This is a genomic window from Saccharopolyspora endophytica (genome assembly GCF_018070075.1).
GTDB lineage: Bacteria > Actinomycetota > Actinomycetes > Mycobacteriales > Pseudonocardiaceae > Saccharopolyspora > Saccharopolyspora endophytica.
In genome coordinates this window covers 77,202-94,114 of sequence record NZ_JAGPXE010000011.1, presented here as the reverse complement: position 1 = coordinate 94,114, position 16,913 = coordinate 77,202, and the positions used below count along the sequence as shown (strand labels likewise).

Below are 16,913 nucleotides of genomic sequence, written 5' to 3'. Positions count from 1 at the left end.
CGGCCAGTCATTGACTCTTCGTGCGCAGTCATTCGGCTGTGCGTGGGAATGTTCTCGAATTTCCCCGCAATTGCTGAGAGCCCGGGCACAAAACGTGTCGATCTCGGCGAATCGGGTGGCACCTTCGTGTCGGTTTCCGAGCAGAACTGCGCCGGAAATCGACCATTCGCCTTCCGGAAAGGAATTCCACGTGCGCGCAGCCGTGGCCCCGATGTTCCGCGCGCTCCGACATCCCAACTACCGCCGTTGGGCGGTCGCCGATCTCGTCTCCGTCACCGGTGCGTGGATGCAGAACCTCGCGCTGAACTGGTTCGTGCTCGTCAAGACCGGTTCGCCCGGACTGCTCGGACTCTCCCTGCTGTTCCAACTGCTGCCCGGCGTGCTGCTGGGCTCGGTGGCCGGATCCGTCGCCGACCGGTGGCCGACCAAGCGCGTGCTGCTGGTCACCCAATCACTCCACGGCGTGCTCGCGCTGGTGCTGGCGGGGGTGGCGTGGGTCGACGGCCCGCTGTCGGCCGTCTACGCGCTGGCGCTGGCCGGCGGGGTGGTGACGGTCTTCGACGGCCCCGCGCTCGGCCGCTTCGGCTCGCAGCTGGTGCCGCGCGAGGACTTGAGCAACGCGTTGGGCCTGGGGTCGATCCTGAGCTCGGGTGGCCGGATCCTCGGCATGGGGTTGGCAGGCGCACTGGTGGCCGTCACCGGCGTCCCGCTGCTGTTCGTGATCAACGCGGTGAGCTTCGGCGCTGTGCTGCTGGCGATCGGCAAGGTCCGTCCGGAGGGGATGTTCCACCTCGCCACGAGCACGGCGGAGCGGACCGGCATCAAGGCGGGCGTCCGGTACGTGCTCGGCCACCGGCCGCTGGTTCTGATGTTCCTGCTCGGTTTCGTGCTGTCCTGCCTGGGGCGCAACTACCAGGTCACGATGGCGGCGATGAGCGAAGGCCCGCTCGCGGCCGGGCCGGAGGGCTACGGGATGCTGTCGGTGATCTTCTCCGCCGGGACGGTTCTCGGCGGCTTCGTCGCGGCGGCCTGCAAGAACTTGACGCTGCGGTTGGTGCTGTGGAGTGCGCTGGGCACCAGCGTCTTGCAGTTCTTCAGCGGTGCCACCCCCACCCTGTGGAGCTTCGCGACGCTGCTGGTGCCGATCGCGATCGGTGCGGTGGTCCTCGACACCGCGACCAGCACCCGCATCCAGCTCGACACCGATGAGGACATGCGCGGTCGAGTCCTGGCCGCCAAGGGGATCGTGACCGCGGCGTCGGGTGCCATCGGCGGCCCGCTGCTGGGCTGGCTGTCGGAGTTCGCCGGGCCCGGACCGGCGTTGGAGATCGCCGGCGCCGCCACCGTCGTGGCCACCGCCGTGGCCTGGTTGCTGTTCGCCCGTTCCCCGCAGCGCCGCGCCATGCCCGCCGAGCAGCGCTGGGCGCGGCTGGCCGGGGTGCACCCCACGCCACCGCAGCCCGTGCACCCACCGCTGCCCGGCAGAGCGACTGCGCGACCCGGTCGCGGGCCGCGGTGGACGCGACCGGGGCAGCGGATCACCGGCGGACGTCGCGCCGCCCGCGCGCGTGCGCATCAGCCCACGTAGCGGCGCGCTGCGGAATGGTGCTGCGGCTCCTCCAGCAGGCGCAGACCGCGTTCGACCTCGGCGGGCACCACGTGGCGTTCCCGCAGCACCCACCGGCACGACCGCAGCGCTTCCAGCACTGCGGCGGCCGTGCACCGGTCCTTCGGAGCCGAACGGAGGACCTGGGCGGTGCGCCGCAGGGCGCTACCAGCCGGTCGGCGCAGCCACGCGGTCAGCAGCGTGTTGCGGATGCCGAGGCCCCTGCGCCGTCGGGGGTCCCGCGCGCGGGAAGGCGCGTGGTGGATCACCACGTCCGGCGACCAGCACAACCACCAGCCACGCGCTGCCAGGTCCAGGGCCAGCAGCTCCTCCTCGCCGCCGAGCCACAGCCGTTCGGAGAACCCCCCGGCTTCGCGGAAGGCGCTGGTGCGGAAGGTGGTGAGCCCGGCCATCACGCTCAGCAACGCCGGGCCGGGCAGCCAGTGCGGCGCGGGCACCGGTGAGGAGCGCAGCTCCGGGGTCAGCGGGTCCTCGACGAGATCGGGTTCGACCAGGCAGCGGCCCATGACCGCGCCGATCTCGGGGTGGCGGTCCAGCAGCTCGGTGGCCCGCCGCAGCGAGCCCGGTTGCCAGCGGGTGTCGTCGTCGCAGAAGGTCACGTTCTGGGTGCGGACCCGGTCGACGGCGACGTTGCGGGCGCACGCGCCGAGGTTGCGGTCTTGCGCCAGGAGCTCGACCTCGGGGAAGTGGCGTCGCACCGCGGGAGCCGTCCCGTCGCGGGAGGCGTTGTCGACCACGATGATCGGTGCCGCGTCGGGCAGCGCGGTCATGTGGCCGAGGGTGCGCAGGAGCTCCTCGCGGCGTTCGTGCGTCGCGATGACCACCGTGGTCCCGAACATGCTCACCTCCGCACCAGGTCGGGCAGGGATCGGCGCACCACGTCCTCGTCGTGGTCGCCGAACGCGTGCGAGCGGTGCGCGTAGAGGCTCAGCGCACCGGCGGGGAAGGCGGGTTCCAGCGGCACGATGAGCAGGCTGTGCAACCGCAGCTCGCGGGCGCGGCGGGCGAAGTCCGGCCAGTAGGTCCTGATCTGGTTGAGATCGGCGAGAACCGCGCGCTGCGAGGTGGCGACCTCCACGCTCGGCCCCTTGCCGGTGCGCAGCTGGTCGACTTCCAGGGACCGAGCACGCTCGTCGGTGTGGGCGAGGACCGCCGGTTCCGGGGCGGTCGTGCCGAGCACGGCCATGTCGGCGTGCGGGACGTACCGCAGCAGCTCGGAGAGCCGGGGGACGTGGGACGGGGTCTCGTAGGTCGTCATGACGTCTGGGACTCCACGGCGGTCAGCTCGCGCTCCACTCGCCGGGGGAGCCGCCGTCTGCGGCGCATCGCCATCGGGAACCGCCGCAGCGCACCGGCGACCGCAGGCCGGGAGCGGCGCAGGGCGCGCAGCGTCTCGGACGCCGCCGCCGACGGGGATCTGCGCATCCAGGAGATCAGCAGATTGTTGCGCAGTTCCAGGGCTTCCCGCTCGGAACGGCTCAACCGGGCGTCGGACGGGTGGTGGTGAGCGACGACGTCCTCGGCGTAGACCAGTTCCCATCCCGCAGCCGCGAGATCGCACGCGAGCAGCTTCTCCTCGGCGCCGAAGAAGAGCATCGGGTCGAAGCCGCCGACCTCGTGGAAAGCTCGCCTCCGGACCACGGCTGCGCACGCCGTGAAACCCAGCACTCGCGGGCCTGGCAGCTCCGCCGAGCTCCGCAGCGGTGAGCGCGCCATGAGGTCGTTGACCGGATCGGTGCGCTCGAGCTCGCCGACCAGGGTCTTGCCCGCGATCAACCCCACGTCGGGGTGGGCGGCGAAGAGTTGTTCGGCGCGCGGCAGCGCGTCGTGCTCCCACCACGAGTCGTCATCGCTGAAGGCGACGTGCTCGGCCCGGCAGCTCAGCACACCGAGGTTGCGCGCGGCTGCCCCGAGGTTGTGCGGCGCGCGGATCAGCTCCACGCGCGGGTGCAGCTCCGCGACCGCTTCGGCGGTGCCGTCGGTCGAGGCGTTGTCGACCACGACGATCCGCGGGCGGGGACGCAGGTCGAGGAGGTTGCGCACGGTGCGGAGCAGCTCTTCGCGCCGGTTGCGCGTCGCGATCACCACGTCGGTGTTGGTTCGTCGATCCATTCTGCACTCCCGGAGAACGGCGGCGGAGAGCCACCTTCTCGCGGTTACCCGCACCGGGCGCGAAAAACTCCGCAGTCGCTCGCACAGCGTGCTCGATCGCCCCGGGTGGACTCCTGCGGAGGCGAAACTCGTGCGCACATGTGTAGGGGAGCCGCTTCGCTGGGTAGCGGTATGGACGGGCGTCGCCGATGCGGACGCCGATCGCACCGAGCAGGACGACACGCGGGAGGCGCAGCTGTGCTCGTTCCGGTTACGCACGCAGCACCCGTTCTTCCCCGCCTGCGGCACCACGCCGAGGTGGGACGGTGAAGGGCCGGGTGCTGGTCGCACGCCAGGACAACCTCGGCGACGTGCTGCTCGCGGGTCCGGCGGTGCGGGCCGTGGCGGCGCACGCCGAATCCGTGGTCATGCTCGCCGGACCGCGCGGTGCGGCGGCGGCGGAGATGCTGCCCGGCGTGGACGAGGTCGTGACCTGGTGCGCGCCGTGGATCGACCCGGCACCACCGCCGGTCACCGAATCGGCGATCCACGAGTTCTCCGAGGTGCTGCGCAAGATCGACGCCGATTCGGCGGTGGTGTTCACCTCGTTCCACCAGAGCGCGCTGCCGCTGGCGCTGCTGCTGCGGATGGCCGGTGTGGAGCGGATCGCGGCGATCAGCGAGGACTACCCGGGATCGCTGCTGGACGTGCGGCACCGGGTCGAGGGTGATCCGGCCGAGCCCGAACGCGCGCTGTCGCTGGCGCGCGCCGCCGGATTCGAACTGCCGGACGGCGATGACGGGAGGTTGGCGGTGCGCCGCCCGCTCCCCGACGTCGGTCACCTCGTCGGCCGGCGGCGTTACGTCGTGGTGCACCCCGCCGCTTCGGTCCCCGCGCGGGAGTGGCCGATGTTCCGCTGCCGAGGGGCGGTGCGCGAACTGGCCGCGGCCGGACGGGCGGTGGTCGTCACGGGCGCACCGGCCGATCGGGAGCTCACCGCGCACGTGGCCGGGCACTCCGGCATCGACCTCGGCGGGCGCACGGACCTCCCGGAGCTGGCGGCGGTTCTCGACGGCGCCGACGCCGTCGTCGCGCCCAACACAGGGCCTGCCCACCTTGCCGCGGCGGTGGGAACACCCGTGGTCTCGTTGTTCGCACCCGTGGTCAGCGCGGCCCGCTGGGCTCCCTACGGCGTTCCGCGGGTCGTGCTCGGCGAGCAGTTCGCCCCGTGCCGCAACACCCGCGCGCGGTACTGCCCGGTGCCCGGCCACCCGTGCCTGACGCTGGTGACCCCGGAAGAGGTCGCCGCCGCGGTCGCGGAGGTGACGTCATGACGAGCTCCGTAACACCCGGCACCACGCCGAATTCGCAGGGAGGACTGCGAATCCTGGTGTGGCACAGGCACGGGTCGTGGACGACGTCGTTCGTGCACGGGCCGCACACCTACCTGGTGCCCGCCACCGCCGATCGCGGACCCGACGGGAGAGGGCGCTCGCAGACCGTCACGTGGCCGGACAACGCCGTGGAGGTCGAACCCGGCCGGCTGCACGACGAGCGCATCGACGTCGTGGTGCTCCAACGCCCCGACGAGCTCGAGCTCACCCGGCTGTGGACCGGCCGCCGACCGGGCGTCGACCTCCCGGCCGTCTACGTGGAGCACGACACGCCGCGCGGTCCCGCGGGCCCCGACCGGCATCCCGTGGCCGACCGCGACGACATCCCGATCGCGCACGTCACCCACTTCAACCAGATGTGGTGGGACAACGGGCGAGCGCCGAACACCGTCATCGAGCACGGGATCGTCGATCCCGGCCACCGCTGGACCGGAACCGTGCCGCACGCCGGGGTGGTGGTCAACGAACCGGTGCGGCGCAGTCACATCGCCGGAACCGACCTGCTGCCCCGATTGAGCGGAGGGGCGCCGCTGGACGTGTTCGGCATGCAGGTGCGGGACCTCCCGCAGGTGCTGGGCTGCGACCGCATCACGCCCCACGAAGACCTGCCGCAGCCGAAGATGCACGCCGAACTGGCGGCCCGCCGCGTGTACCTGCACCCCTACCGGTGGACCTCGCTCGGGCTGGCGCTGCTGGAGGCCATGCACCTGGGCATGCCGGTCGTGGCCGTCGCGGCCACCGAGGTCTCCGAGGCCGTGCCACCCGAAGCGGGTGTCGTCTCCACGCGGATGGACGCGCTGATCGACGCGGTCGCCGCCTTCACCGCTGATCCTGACCGCGCCCGGGAAGCCGGTGAGGCGGCCCGGCGAGCGGTGCTGAGCCAGTACTCGCTGGAGAGGTTCTTGACCGACTGGACGGCGCTCCTGCACGAAGTGCGCCGGTGACCCGAGGAGGTCGACGTGAAGGTCGTCATCGTGGGCGACGCCCTGCTGGACCTGGACCTGACCGGGAGCGCCTCCCGCCTGTGCCCCGACGCGCCCGTGCCGGTGGTCGACGTCGAGTCGCGACGCGGGAGGCCCGGCGGAGCCGCGCTCGCCGCGGCGCTGGCCGCGGACCAGGGCATCGAGGTGACCTTGATCAGCGGCCGCGGTGCCGATCCCGCCGGGTACGAGATCGACCGCCTGCTGCCGGCCGGCGTCCGCTTGGTGGACCTGCCGTTCACCGGTGGGACGCCCAGCAAGACCCGGGTGCGCGCCGGCGGCCAATCGGTCGTGCGGCTGGACTCCGGCGCGGGAGCCGTGCCGGACGTGGTCCCGGGGCCGGCGGTCGTGCGGGAACTGCGCAGCGCCGATGCCGTGCTCATCGCCGACTACGGTCGCGGAGCCGCGAGCAACTCCCGGCTGCGCCACGAGCTCTCCCGCCTGCCGCCAGGCACACCGATGATCTGGGACCCGCACCCGCGAGGAGCCGCGCCGGTGGCCCGGGCGGACCTCGTGGTGCCCAACGAAGCCGAAGCGATGCGGTTCAGCGGCATGACCGCGCAACCGGCGGGCGCGATGGCGCTGTGGCGCGAGTGGGAGTGCGCAGCGGTAGCCGTGACCATGGGCGAGCGCGGCGCCGCCCTCGCACCGAGCTGCGAGCTCGTCGCAGCGCCGCAGCTGGACACCACGACCGACACCTGCGGGGCCGGAGACGCTTTCGCCGTCGCCGTCGCCCTCGCGCTGGCCCGCGGCGAGACCACATCGGACGCCGTCGCCGACGCGGTGCTGGCGGCCAGCAGGTTCGTGGCTTCCGGCGGCGCCGGTGCCTGGACAGTGGACGACCGACCGGCGTCCGAGAACGGTCTGGACGTGGTCGAGCGGGTCCGGGAGCGCGGCGGCAGGCTCGTCGCGGCAGGTGGCTGCTTCGACCTGCTCCACCCTGGCCACGTCGACCTGCTCAACCAGGCCAGGCGGCTCGGCGACGCCCTCGTCGTCTGCCTGAACTCCGACGCCTCGGTGCGCAGGCTCAAGGGCGCTCCGCGTCCGCTGGTGGGGGTGGAGGACCGCAAGTGCCTGCTGGAGGCGCTCGAATCCGTCGACGCAGTCGCGGTCTTCGAGGAGACGACCCCGTGCGAGCTGCTGGCCACCCTCAGACCGGACGTGTGGGTCAAGGGCGGCGACTACGAACCGTCTCGGCTGCCCGAGGCGAAGGTGGTCGAGCAGTACGGCGGCGAAATCGTCCGGGTCCCGCTCGTCGGCGGGTACTCGACCACGCGGATCTTGCGGAACCTGCTGGAAGTGGACGTCAAACGGGAGGAACTCCATGAACGGGCCGGGTAATGTCGTGATCACCGGAGGCGCGTCGGGCCTCGGTGCGGCGGTCGTCGAGGCGGTGATCGCGGCCGGTGGTACCCCGCTGGTCCTCGACCGCGAGGTGCCCTCGGCTCCGGTGAAGCACGCCCAGGTCGACCTGGCCGACCGACGCGCGGCCGAGCGCGCGGTGCGCGAGATGGCCGACGCAGCCGGCGGTCTCGACGGTGTGTTCACCGCCGCGGGCACCGATGCCTGCGGTTCGCTGCAGTCGGTTCCCGCCGAGGACTGGGAACGCGTGGTGGAGGTCAACCTGCTGGGGACGGCCGCCGTCGTGCGGGCCGCCTTGCCGTACCTGGAGGAGAGCCGGGGCACGGTGGTCACCTGCTCGTCCACTCTCGGGCTCAAGGGCTTGCCCGACGCCTCCGCCTACTGCGCCTCGAAGTTCGGCGTCGTCGGCCTGTCCCGGGCGCTGGCCGCCGAGCTCAGCGGCCGGGTCGGGGTGACGATGCTGGTACCGGGCGGGATGCGCACCGCGTTCTTCGACGGCAGGCCCGAGCAGTACAAGCCACCGCAGGACGCCAAGCTCAACCGTCCCGAGCACGTGGCCGAAGCGGTGCTGTTCGCACTGCGGCAGCCGGTCGGCTGCGAGGTCCGCGAGCTCGTCGTGTGCCACTCGGAGGAGTCGTCATGGCCGTGAGAGAACTGCGCGCCCGCGTGCTGGGTGACGGGCTGACCGCCATCGCGGTCGCCACCGGACTGGCCTGGAGCGGTCTCCGGGTGAGCTGCGCCCGCCCGGACCCGGCGGTGCCGGCGAGCGAACCGCGGCTGCAGGACCTGGTGCGGAGCCTGCGCCGCAGCGGTGCGTTGAGCTTCGGCGAGCTGGCCGATCCCGATGCCGTGTTCGTCTGCGGAGCCGATGAGGTCACCACCCCACCGGGCAGCTCCGTGATCAACTGCGCGCTCCCGCCCTGGGAGTGCACCCGGGATCTCCAGGCGGCGCTGGGCAGGCCGGTGGTGAGCCACCCGCAGCTGCTGCGAGAAGGCTCTGCGCTGGAGGACTTCCTGAGTGCCGACTACGCCGTGCTCGGCGCCGACGACGCCGAGGCCTTGGTGCGTGCCGACGTGGTCCTGGCGGGTGTGCCCGTGCCGCCGCTGCACTGCGACCTCGACAGCGCCGACCTGGTGCTGCACGCGACCAACGGGCTCCTCGAAGTGGAGCGCGAGTACTTCCACGAGCTGGCCGAACTGTGCCGTGCGGTCGGCGCGGACGTGGACAGGGTGATCGAGTGCGTCCGGGCGGACCCGCGCATCGGTGCCGACACCGGGCAGCGCGGGGATTCGCCACGGTGCGCACCTGCGACGCGGCTGCGGGAGGACCGGCCACCACCGGTGCTCGCGGAGCTCGAAACCTTGTGATGGCGAGGGGTTTTCGCAGGAGGAGCGGATGGATGCGGAACGGGTCGTCGTGATCGGTTGCGGCTACGTCGGCCTCACCACGGGCGCGTGCCTGGCCAGGCTCGGCCACGACGTGACCTGCTGCGACGTCGACGGGGACAAGATCGCGAAGTTGGCGCGGGGGGAGGTGGGGATCCGCGAGCCCGACCTCGACGAGCTCGTCTCGGAAGCGGTGGCCGCAGGCTCCCTGCGATTCACCCGGGACAGCGCGCGGGCCGTCGCCGCGGCCGAGATCCTGTTCCTGTGCCTGCCGACACCGATGGGCGCCGACGGCGCAGCCGACCTCAGCGCCGTGGAAACCGTCGCCGACGAGGTCCGCGAGCTGCTGCCGCGCGGAGCGGTGGTGGTCACCAAGTCGACCGTGCCGGTGGGAACGGCCATGCGCCTCACCCGGTTGTTGGGGCGCGAGGACGTAGCCGTGGTCAGCAACCCGGAGTTCCTGCGCGAGGGCTTCGCGGTCCAGGACTTCCTGCACCCGGCCCGCGTCGTGGTCGGTGCCGAGGAGCAGCAGGCGGCCGAACGCGTGGCCTCGCTCTACGACCCGCTGGACGCGCGCGCGGTGCTGATCGACCCGGTCAGCGCCGAACTCGTCAAGTACGCCGCCAACGGCTTCCTGGCCACCAAGCTCTCCTACGTCAACGACCTCGCCGAGCTCTGCGAGCGCACCGGCGGCGACATCGACGTGGTCACCGAGGGGATGAAGCGCGATCACCGCGTCGCGCCGTCGTTCCTGAGCGCCGGGCCGGGCTGGGGAGGCTCCTGCCTGCCGAAGGACACCGCAGCCCTGCTCCACACCGCCGATTCCGCAGGCGTGGGGTTTCCGCTGCTGGGCGCCGCCGTCCGCGCGAACGCGCACCACCAGGCACGGGTGGTGCGCAAGGTGGTGGACTGCTGCGGCGGTGACGTGTCGGGCTCGCGGATCGGTCTGCTCGGTCTGACGTTCAAGGCGGGCACCGGCGACCTGCGCGAATCACCGGCCCTCGCGGTGGCGCGGATGCTGTCCGACCTGGGCGCGCGACTGCGCGGTTACGACCCGACGTGCGCGGAGCGGTCCGAGGTGGAGCGGATTCGGTGCGTCGCCGATCCGTACCTGGCCGCGGAGGACGCTGACGTCGTGGTGCTGCTGACCGACTGGGCGGAGTTCGCGGTGCTGGACTGGGCGAAGGTCGCCGAGGTGATGCGGGCACCGGTCCTCGTCGACGCTCGCAACCAGCTCGACCCCCGCGCGCTCACGCGCGAGGGGATGATCTGGCGAGGAACCGGACGCACGCTGCGGTGATGTGATCAGCGGGCCACGAGTCCGAGGTGGACGGCTCGCACCGTCCACGTCGGACTCAAGCATCCGCGGCGCCGCGGCGTCGTTTCGCGGCTCCGAGGTGCTCCAGCGCATCCGCACCCGGGTGCCGTGCTCCCCGGAGGTCACCACCGCCTCGTCGGCGAGCCGCTCGACGAGCGGCAGGCCGCGCCTGCGCTGATCGTCGCTGTCATCCGGTGCGCGCCACGTGCCGTGGTCGGTCACGGCGACCTCGACCCCGGTTCCACTGAGGACCGCGTCCACGTCGAGAACTCCGCAAGCGCCGCCGTAAGCGTGCTCGACGGCGTTGGCCATCGCCTCGTAGGTGGCCAACGCCAACGATTCGACGATCCCGTCTTCGAGCCCCGCGGCGCGGGCCCACTCGTCCACTTCGTCGCGCAGCACCGGCAGGTTGTCGGCGGTTGCGCGCACGCCGTGGCGGCGGAGGTCGTCGCGTTCCTCGGAAGCCGGCTCCGGCCCGCCTGGTTGAGCGCGTGCCATAGATGTGTCCTCATCGTCCGGGCTGAGTTCCCGCTTCCAGGGTAGGCGGGCTCGTCCGATCACAAACCCGCCGCGCCGACGAGTGCCCCTTCCCCGTCGGCGAAGACCTCGAACTCCTGGTCCAACCCCATGAGCTGGATCGGGCGCAGGGTGGCCGGGTTGTTCGCGACGACCCGGAAGAGCGCACCGACCGCGGAGGAGTTGCGGTGAGCGCGCACGAGCACTGCCAGGCCTGCGGAGGACAGGAACGTGACTGCCGTGATGTCGAGCACCAGCACGTCAGGTCGTTCGTCGACCACCTGGTTTAGGACCGCTCCCAGTCGAGGTGCGTTGACCAGTTCGACCTCACCGTTCGCGGTGACGAACGACGTGCGGCCCGACCACTCGGTCACCGTGCTGAAAGGTGCCTGCTCTTCGGTGATGTCGGGAGTCATGTGCTCCATGGTGGCGGTCGCGGTCCGCGCTGGCGAAGAGGCCGCCCGCCGTGGGGCGGACACCGCTGCCGCGCCACGGTTATGCTGGCCGACATGCATGCTTCCGCGGAATCTTCCGCCGAGGAGCGTTTGCGACGCATTGAACTGGTCACGGACACCTCGCTCGCACACCTGGATGTCAACGAACTGCTGCGCGAAATCCTGGCGCGAGTGCGCGATGTCCTGGACGTGGACATGGCGACCGTCCTGCTGCTCGACGCCGACGGCGAGGAGCTGATCGCCACCGCAGCGGTCGGCATCGAGGACGACGTCAAGCAAGGTGTTCGGATGCCGGTGGGCCACGGTTTCGCCGGCACCGTGCTGGCCGGCCGCGAGGCATGCGTTTTCGACCGCGTGGTCGACGAGCTGCTGGTCAGCCGAGCGCTGCGGGACAAGGGCATCAGCTCGCTCGTGGGCGCGCCCATGGTCGCCGACGGCGACACGATCGGAGTGCTGTGCGTCGGTTCCTTCAACGAGCGCGAGTTCGCCGACGAGGACGCACGGCTGGTCCAGGTCGCCGCCGACCGCATCGCCACGGTCTCCCAGGCGGGCGCTTCGCGGGCCGAGCGCATCGCGGCGACCGTGTTGCAGCACAGCCTGCTCCCCGGCAGGTTGCCCGCGATCCCCGGCGTTTCGATGGACGGTCGCTACGTCGGCGGCGCGGACAACGGGGTGGGCGGTGACTGGTACGACGTCTTCCGGCTTCCGTCGGGGCGGGTCGGGATCGTCGTGGGTGACGTCGTCGGGCACGGTCTGTCGGCGGCCGTGGTCATGGGGCGGCTGCGCAGCGCGCTGCGGGCCTACGCGCTCGACGACGAGGACCCCGCACGCGTGCTGCACAAGCTCGACCGCAAGGTCACCCACTTCGAGCCCGATGCCATGGCCACCGTCTGCTACGCGGTCTACGACCCGGACGCGGCGCGACTCGAGTTCTCGCTCGCCGGGCACCTGGCACCGGTGATGGCTCGTCCCGGAGAGCGCGGCGAGGTCGTCGACGCCGCGGTCGACCCACCGGTCGGCGTCGCGGTGTCGAAGCGGCGGCGTCGCTCGACCGAGATCGACGTGCCGCCGGAGTCGGTGGTGTGCTTCTACACCGACGGGCTCATCGAACGCCGCCAGCAGCCGATCGACATCGGGCTGAAGGCCCTGTGCGAATCGGTCCTCTGCGCATCCGCGAGCGACGTCTGCGCTGCGGTGATGAACCAGCTGATGACCTCGGCGTCATCCGGTGACGACGTCACGCTGCTGGTCCTGAGCAGGTGACGACCACGGACTCGCGTGCGCACGGGATGACCGGCCGCACGTGGCTCAGATCGCGGTTCGGATGCGAGGTGGCCGCTCTTCCAACTGCTGGCCGGTCGTGCGCAGCGCCGTGTCCATGACCGATAACCTGCGGGAGCAGTTGAGCATGTTGACGCCGATGGCGGCGAGGTCCTCGGCGGTCGGGGCGAGCACCGTGGTGCTGATTCCGGCTTCCTCCAGCTGGGCGACCTCGGCGGTGAGTCGGCTCGTCACCCTTCTGCGGAGGAGCCGTTCGGCGTGGGTCACCGGTGACAGCGGACGGTCGAGCGAGTTCGCGGCCATCGGCGCCACCACGACGGCGGTGTCCACGCCCTGGTCGAGGAGCAGGTCGGCGTTCGTGCTCGAGCCGACCGCGCCGTCGACGTAGCGCCTGTCCGCGATGGTCACCGGCGGGAACAACCCCGGTACCGAGCAGGAGGCGACGACGGCCTCGGCGAGGGACGGAGCGTCATCGGTTCCCGGGTGGAAGACCTCTCGCCGGCCGCTGTCGTAGTCGGTGGTGACCACGTTCAGAGGAGAACCAGCGCCTCGCGAGCCGGCGATGTGCTCCACGAGCTCATGAAGTGCGCCCAGCGAGCCGCGGCCGCACGGCGCCAGTGCGGTGCACCAGTGCAGGAGGGGCGCTCCGAGGGGGTTGGCCAGGCATCGCGCCAGCAACCTCGGTGAGCCCAGCCCGGGAAAGCTCAGCGGACTGCGCAGCAGCAAGGGGTTGGCGCAGTTGAACCCGTGTTCGGCCAGGATTCCTTCGTCAGGGCAGCGCTGGCTGGTGTCGAGGTCCTGGGCGCCGATGCCGCAGGCCAGCATCGCGGAGAGCACCGCACCGGATGACGTGCCCACGATCGTGTCACAGTCGCGAGGATCGCAGTGACCCGCGGTTTCCAGAGCGCGCAACGCGCCTATGCTCCAACACGCTCCCAACACCCCTCCGGCTCCCAGCACGAGCCCGATACCGGGTGCGGAATTCGTGGGAGTGGACTGCGCATCGCCTCGCGTGAGCATGGGAGCCTCCGTAAGGTCGGTACGGGTCGCCTCGTCCTCCTGGGACCCCACAGCGGATTTCGCGCGGAGCGTCCCGTCCTCCCGCACCGGTTACCCGAGATCGACCCGATCAACCCGTGCACCGTTCCAGTCCGAGGGTCGTGGACGGCCTTTCGGTGACGATTCCCCAGGTGTGCCCAGCGCTCGGGCCGTTTGGGGATCTGCCGCTGGTGGGCAACCTCGAAGTGCGCGTCTGCGCGACGACCTGCACATGACCGAAGGGATCGGTGCGCGCCATGGCACGAACGCACGAGGGCGATCTCGTCGCCGTCCTGACCGATGACCACCGGGCAGTGGACTCGGCGTTCGAGAAGTACGAGAACGGTGGTCTTTCCGAGAAGCAGCGCCGTGACCTCGTCGATCACATCATCACCGAGCTGGTTCGGCATTCGGTCGCCGAGGAGCAGTACCTCTACCCGGCCGCGCGCACGCACCTGCCGGGCGGCGATGAGTTGGCCGACCACGAGATCGAGGAGCACGCCGAGGCCGAGAAGCTCATGAAGGAGCTCGAGCGGCTTGAGGTCTCGGACGCGAACTTCGACCAGAAGGTCTTCAAGCTCGCCCGAGACATCCGCCACCACGTCGAAGAGGAGGAACGCGGCTTGTTCCCCCGTCTTCAAGCGGCGTGCACGGTGCAGGAGCTCCAAGACCTGGGAGGCAAGATTCTCGAGGCGAAGGAGCGTGCCCCCACGCGCCCTCACCCGTCGGCGCCGGACACGCCGCCGGTGAACATGCTCCTCGACCCGGGGGCCGGCATGATCGATCGGCTGCGGGACGCGCTGTCCGGACGGCAGCGATGAGGACGTCCGGACGCTCACGCTCGCCCAGCTGACCGCGTCCTGGAGCTCACCGCTCCGGGAGCTCGCCCGGTGGGATGTCCGCCGGCAGGTGGTGGGTCGCCTTGCCCCGGGATTCCTCGGTTGCTTCCGTTTCCTCCGCCTCCGGCCTGACCTGGTCACCGGTTCCCTCGTCGTAGGACGTGTCGTCGTCCGATCCGGCGGTCGGGTTCTGCGTCGTCGGCTCACCTTCCGCCGGAGTCTGCTCATGTTCACGTGCACCGCGGTCCATGATCGCCTCCCAAGACGTCCTTTCCCGAACGCCGTCGAGCTACCCGGTGCGGAGAGGGCTGCAAACCCCCGTCCCGAGATCGGCCGACCGGCACCCTCTCGCGCCGACCGCTCCTGCCGGCACCCGGTTGCGGTGACGGTTCTCGCGGGTAGCCCCCGGTAGAAGGGGTCGATCAGCGCGCTGAGCGCGAGGGGGTCGATCGTGGCTCCACCCTCGACGGCAGGAAGGTGGGTCCGGGAGTGCGAAACGCAGCGCGGTCGCAGGTCGTCGTGATCACGGGCGCGAGCGGTGGTGTGGGGCGCGCGGTGGTCCGCGAATACGCTCGGCGCGCTCGGGGCGTGGCCTTGCTGGCCCGGGGCAGGGCAGGTTTGGAGGCCGCCGCGAAGGAGGCCCGGGCCGCCGGATGTGAAGCGTTGCCCCTGGAGGTCGACGTCGCCGATGAGGAGCAGGTCAGCGACGCCGCCGACGAGGTCGAGGAACGCCTGGGCCCGATCGACGTCTGGGTGAACGCGGCGTTCACCTCGGTGTTCGCGCCGTTCTCGCAGATCGCTCCGGAGGAGTTCCGCCGTGTCGTGGAGGTGGACCTCCTCGGATTCGTCCACGGGACGAAGGCGGCGCTGGAGCGGATGCGTCCGCGCGATCGAGGCACGATCGTGCAGGTGGGTTCGGCGTTGGCGTACCGGGGAGTTCCGCTGCAGTCGGCCTACTGCGCCTCCAAGCACGCCGTCCAAGGGTTCCACGAATCGCTGCGGTGCGAGCTGCTGCACGACCGCAGTGGTGTTCGGGTGACGATGGTGCAGCTTCCCGCCGTGAACACGCCGCAGTTCTCGTGGGTGCTGTCCCGGTTGCCGAAGCACCCCCAGCCGCTGCCGCCGATCTTCCAGCCGGAGGTGGCGGCCCGGGCCGTGGTGCACGCGGCCGATCACCCTCGTCGTCGTGAGCACTGGTGCGGGGGCAGCACGGTGGGCACCTTGATCGCCAACGCCGTCGCGCCGGGCGTCGTGGACCGCTACCTCGCGCGCAACGGATGTGCGGCCCAGCAGGCGGACGTGCGCTCCGATCCCGACCGGCCCGCGAACCTGTGGGCTCCCGCCGACGGCGTTTCGGGCCGGGACTACGGGGCTCGAGGCGTGTTCGACGAGAGGTCGAAGAACCGCAGTTGGCAGCTGTGGGCGTCACAACGTCACGGTTCCCTGGCTCTCGCGGTCGTCGGTGCGGCCGCGTTGGCGGCTGCCGCGGTGTCGCGGCGACGCCGGCTCTGACGTTCCGTCCGAAGTGGGCGGTACCGAGGCCGCTCCACGCGCGTGCGGCGCCGGACTCCTCAGCGGCTCACGGGAGCGCTCGCGCGGTTGCTGTGGAAGAGGTATCTCTCTCCGTGGGCGAGGTAGTGGAACTCGGTGCCGACCTGCGCTCGGGACGCCGCCTCGCGGAAGTCGTCGAGGCCGGACCGGAAGACCGAGAAGTCGTTGTAGTGAATGGGAATCGCCGTCGAGGGGCCGATGATCTCGACCGCGCGCACCGCCTGTTCCCCGGTCATGGTGACGACCGTTCCCAGCAGCGTGGTGCCACCGGCGTGGATGAGCGCGAGGTCGATGTCGGGGAACCAGCGCGGGATGTCGTGCAGCCGGTCGTGGAGCAAGGTGTCACCGCTGATGTACAGGCGGAACTGGTGCTGCCCGCCGGTGCTGAAGTCGAGGATGCTGCCCATCACCGGCGGAAGCAGCTGCGCGACGTGATCGGGGGCGTGCTTGCCGGGCATGGACGTCACCCTGAGCCGGGCGTCACCGCGCACGACGTCCTGCGACTCCCAGGTGTCGAGCGGATGCCCGCGGGAGAAGCCCTGCTCCCGGAGCAGGGGGACCGCGTGGTGGTTGGTGATGATGGGGAGTCCCTTGTCGAGTTCCCGGGCCGCGACGTCGTCGAAGTGGTCGCCGTGGTGGTGGGAGAGCACGACGAGGTCGATCGGGGGCAGATCGGCGATCTGGCAGGCGGGTTCGACCTCGCGGCGAGCGTAGGCGCCGTGGCCGAGGTGCACGTGGTCGCCCGCGTGCAGGAAGGCGGGGTCGGTGAGGATCGAGAATCCGTTGTAGCGGATCACCGTCGTGGCGTTGCCGACGAAGTGGACCTCGCCGTCGCCGGTGGTCGCCTGGTCGGTGCTCGGCAGTTCGATGGTCATGCGTCCTCCACAGCGCCTGGGCGCCCCGGGTACCCGAGCTGCGCCGAGGCGAACCAGCTGGGCGGGCGATGCACTTCGCTCGTCCCCGGAAGGTGGAGTCCCCAGTGGACCGCGCCGAGTGGTCGGGAAACCGGTGCCGAGCGCCCGGAACGTCGACGTTGTCGCAGCAGCGGGGCGATGACCTGGACGGGCGCGTCCGC

Annotated in this window: 17 protein-coding genes and 1 pseudogene; 10 read left to right on the top strand and 8 right to left on the bottom strand. The window is 71.2% G+C overall.

Features of this window, described 5'->3' with window-relative positions; translation table 11 throughout:
* Positions 1-190: 190 nt before the first annotated feature.
* Entirely contained in the window at positions 191-1,588 is a 1,398-nt protein-coding gene (locus tag KBO27_RS23880; protein WP_307870581.1) for an MFS transporter, read from the top strand.
* On the opposite strand, the gene KBO27_RS23875 is transcribed toward KBO27_RS23880, so the two are convergent.
* The 3 genes from KBO27_RS23875 to KBO27_RS23865 are packed head-to-tail and all read right to left on the bottom strand — an operon-like array spanning position 1,576 to position 3,739.
* Complete coding sequence (locus KBO27_RS23875; protein WP_210972126.1) at positions 1,576-2,466, bottom strand: glycosyltransferase family 2 protein; 891 nt, start codon at positions 2,464-2,466, stop codon at positions 1,576-1,578. The genes KBO27_RS23880 and KBO27_RS23875 overlap by 13 nt on opposite strands.
* Positions 2,467-2,468: 2 nt before the next feature.
* On the bottom strand, positions 2,469-2,885 hold the full coding sequence (locus tag KBO27_RS23870) for a GAF domain-containing protein (protein ID WP_210972125.1): 417 nt from the start codon (positions 2,883-2,885) through the stop codon (positions 2,469-2,471).
* Positions 2,882-3,739, bottom strand: a complete 858-nt coding sequence (locus tag KBO27_RS23865; protein ID WP_210972124.1) for a glycosyltransferase family 2 protein — start codon at positions 3,737-3,739, stop codon at positions 2,882-2,884. Before KBO27_RS23865 ends, KBO27_RS23870 begins: the two co-directional genes overlap by 4 nt.
* A 305-nt stretch (positions 3,740-4,044) precedes the next feature.
* Between KBO27_RS23865 and KBO27_RS23860 the strand changes: the two genes are divergently transcribed.
* The 6 genes from KBO27_RS23860 to KBO27_RS23835 are packed head-to-tail and all read left to right on the top strand — an operon-like array spanning position 4,045 to position 10,140.
* Entirely contained in the window at positions 4,045-5,052 is a 1,008-nt protein-coding gene (locus KBO27_RS23860; RefSeq protein WP_307870580.1) for a glycosyltransferase family 9 protein, read from the top strand.
* Entirely contained in the window at positions 5,049-6,056 is a 1,008-nt protein-coding gene (locus KBO27_RS23855; protein ID WP_246537900.1) for a glycosyltransferase, read from the top strand. Before KBO27_RS23860 ends, KBO27_RS23855 begins: the two co-directional genes overlap by 4 nt.
* 15 nt (positions 6,057-6,071) lie before the next feature.
* Entirely contained in the window at positions 6,072-7,433 is a 1,362-nt protein-coding gene (locus tag KBO27_RS23850; protein ID WP_210972122.1) for a PfkB family carbohydrate kinase, read from the top strand.
* Positions 7,417-8,103 carry an SDR family oxidoreductase gene (locus KBO27_RS23845; RefSeq protein ID WP_210972121.1) on the top strand — a complete coding sequence of 229 codons (687 nt, stop codon included), beginning with the start codon at positions 7,417-7,419 and terminating at the stop codon, positions 8,101-8,103. The genes KBO27_RS23850 and KBO27_RS23845 overlap by 17 nt, the downstream gene beginning before the upstream one ends.
* Positions 8,094-8,822, top strand: coding sequence for a hypothetical protein (locus tag KBO27_RS23840; RefSeq protein ID WP_210972120.1), 729 nt, complete (start codon positions 8,094-8,096; stop codon positions 8,820-8,822). The genes KBO27_RS23845 and KBO27_RS23840 overlap by 10 nt, the downstream gene beginning before the upstream one ends.
* Before the next feature lie 28 nt (positions 8,823-8,850).
* Positions 8,851-10,140: a UDP-glucose dehydrogenase family protein gene (locus KBO27_RS23835; protein WP_210972119.1), complete on the top strand. Its 1,290-nt coding sequence runs from the start codon at positions 8,851-8,853 to the stop codon at positions 10,138-10,140.
* Positions 10,141-10,254: 114 nt separating this feature from the next.
* Here KBO27_RS23835 and KBO27_RS34845 read toward each other — a convergent pair.
* Together KBO27_RS34845 and KBO27_RS23830 are read right to left on the bottom strand one after the other, a co-directional pair.
* Positions 10,255-10,656, bottom strand: a pseudogene (locus tag KBO27_RS34845) (ATP-binding protein); the annotation flags it as partial.
* Positions 10,657-10,715: 59 nt separating this feature from the next.
* Positions 10,716-11,090, bottom strand: a complete 375-nt coding sequence (locus KBO27_RS23830) for an STAS domain-containing protein (RefSeq protein ID WP_246537899.1) — start codon at positions 11,088-11,090, stop codon at positions 10,716-10,718.
* Positions 11,091-11,219: 129 nt separating this feature from the next.
* Between KBO27_RS23830 and KBO27_RS23825 the strand changes: the two genes are divergently transcribed.
* Complete coding sequence (locus KBO27_RS23825) at positions 11,220-12,392, top strand: PP2C family protein-serine/threonine phosphatase (protein ID WP_246537898.1); 1,173 nt, start codon at positions 11,220-11,222, stop codon at positions 12,390-12,392.
* A 45-nt stretch (positions 12,393-12,437) separates the two neighbouring features.
* On the opposite strand, the gene KBO27_RS23820 is transcribed toward KBO27_RS23825, so the two are convergent.
* The gene (locus KBO27_RS23820) at positions 12,438-13,430 is read right to left on the bottom strand and encodes a patatin-like phospholipase family protein (RefSeq protein ID WP_210972116.1); all 993 of its coding nucleotides are present in this window, start codon (positions 13,428-13,430) and stop codon (positions 12,438-12,440) included.
* A gap of 275 nt (positions 13,431-13,705) precedes the next feature.
* On the opposite strand from KBO27_RS23820, the gene KBO27_RS23815 reads away from it, so the two are divergent.
* Positions 13,706-14,269: a hemerythrin domain-containing protein gene (locus KBO27_RS23815; protein WP_132673584.1), complete on the top strand. Its 564-nt coding sequence runs from the start codon at positions 13,706-13,708 to the stop codon at positions 14,267-14,269.
* A 46-nt stretch (positions 14,270-14,315) separates the two neighbouring features.
* On the opposite strand, the gene KBO27_RS23810 is transcribed toward KBO27_RS23815, so the two are convergent.
* Positions 14,316-14,537 (bottom strand): hypothetical protein, encoded by a 222-nt coding sequence (locus KBO27_RS23810; RefSeq protein WP_132673585.1) that lies wholly within the window; start codon positions 14,535-14,537, stop codon positions 14,316-14,318.
* A gap of 239 nt (positions 14,538-14,776) precedes the next feature.
* Here KBO27_RS23810 and KBO27_RS23805 point away from each other — a divergent pair, with 239 nt between their 5' ends.
* Entirely contained in the window at positions 14,777-15,799 is a 1,023-nt protein-coding gene (locus KBO27_RS23805; protein WP_210972115.1) for an SDR family oxidoreductase, read from the top strand.
* Positions 15,800-15,858: 59 nt separating this feature from the next.
* Here the strand turns inward: KBO27_RS23805 and KBO27_RS23800 are convergent, their stop codons facing one another.
* Positions 15,859-16,713 carry an MBL fold metallo-hydrolase gene (locus KBO27_RS23800; RefSeq protein WP_210972114.1) on the bottom strand — a complete coding sequence of 285 codons (855 nt, stop codon included), beginning with the start codon at positions 16,711-16,713 and terminating at the stop codon, positions 15,859-15,861.
* Positions 16,714-16,913: the final 200 nt, after the last annotated feature.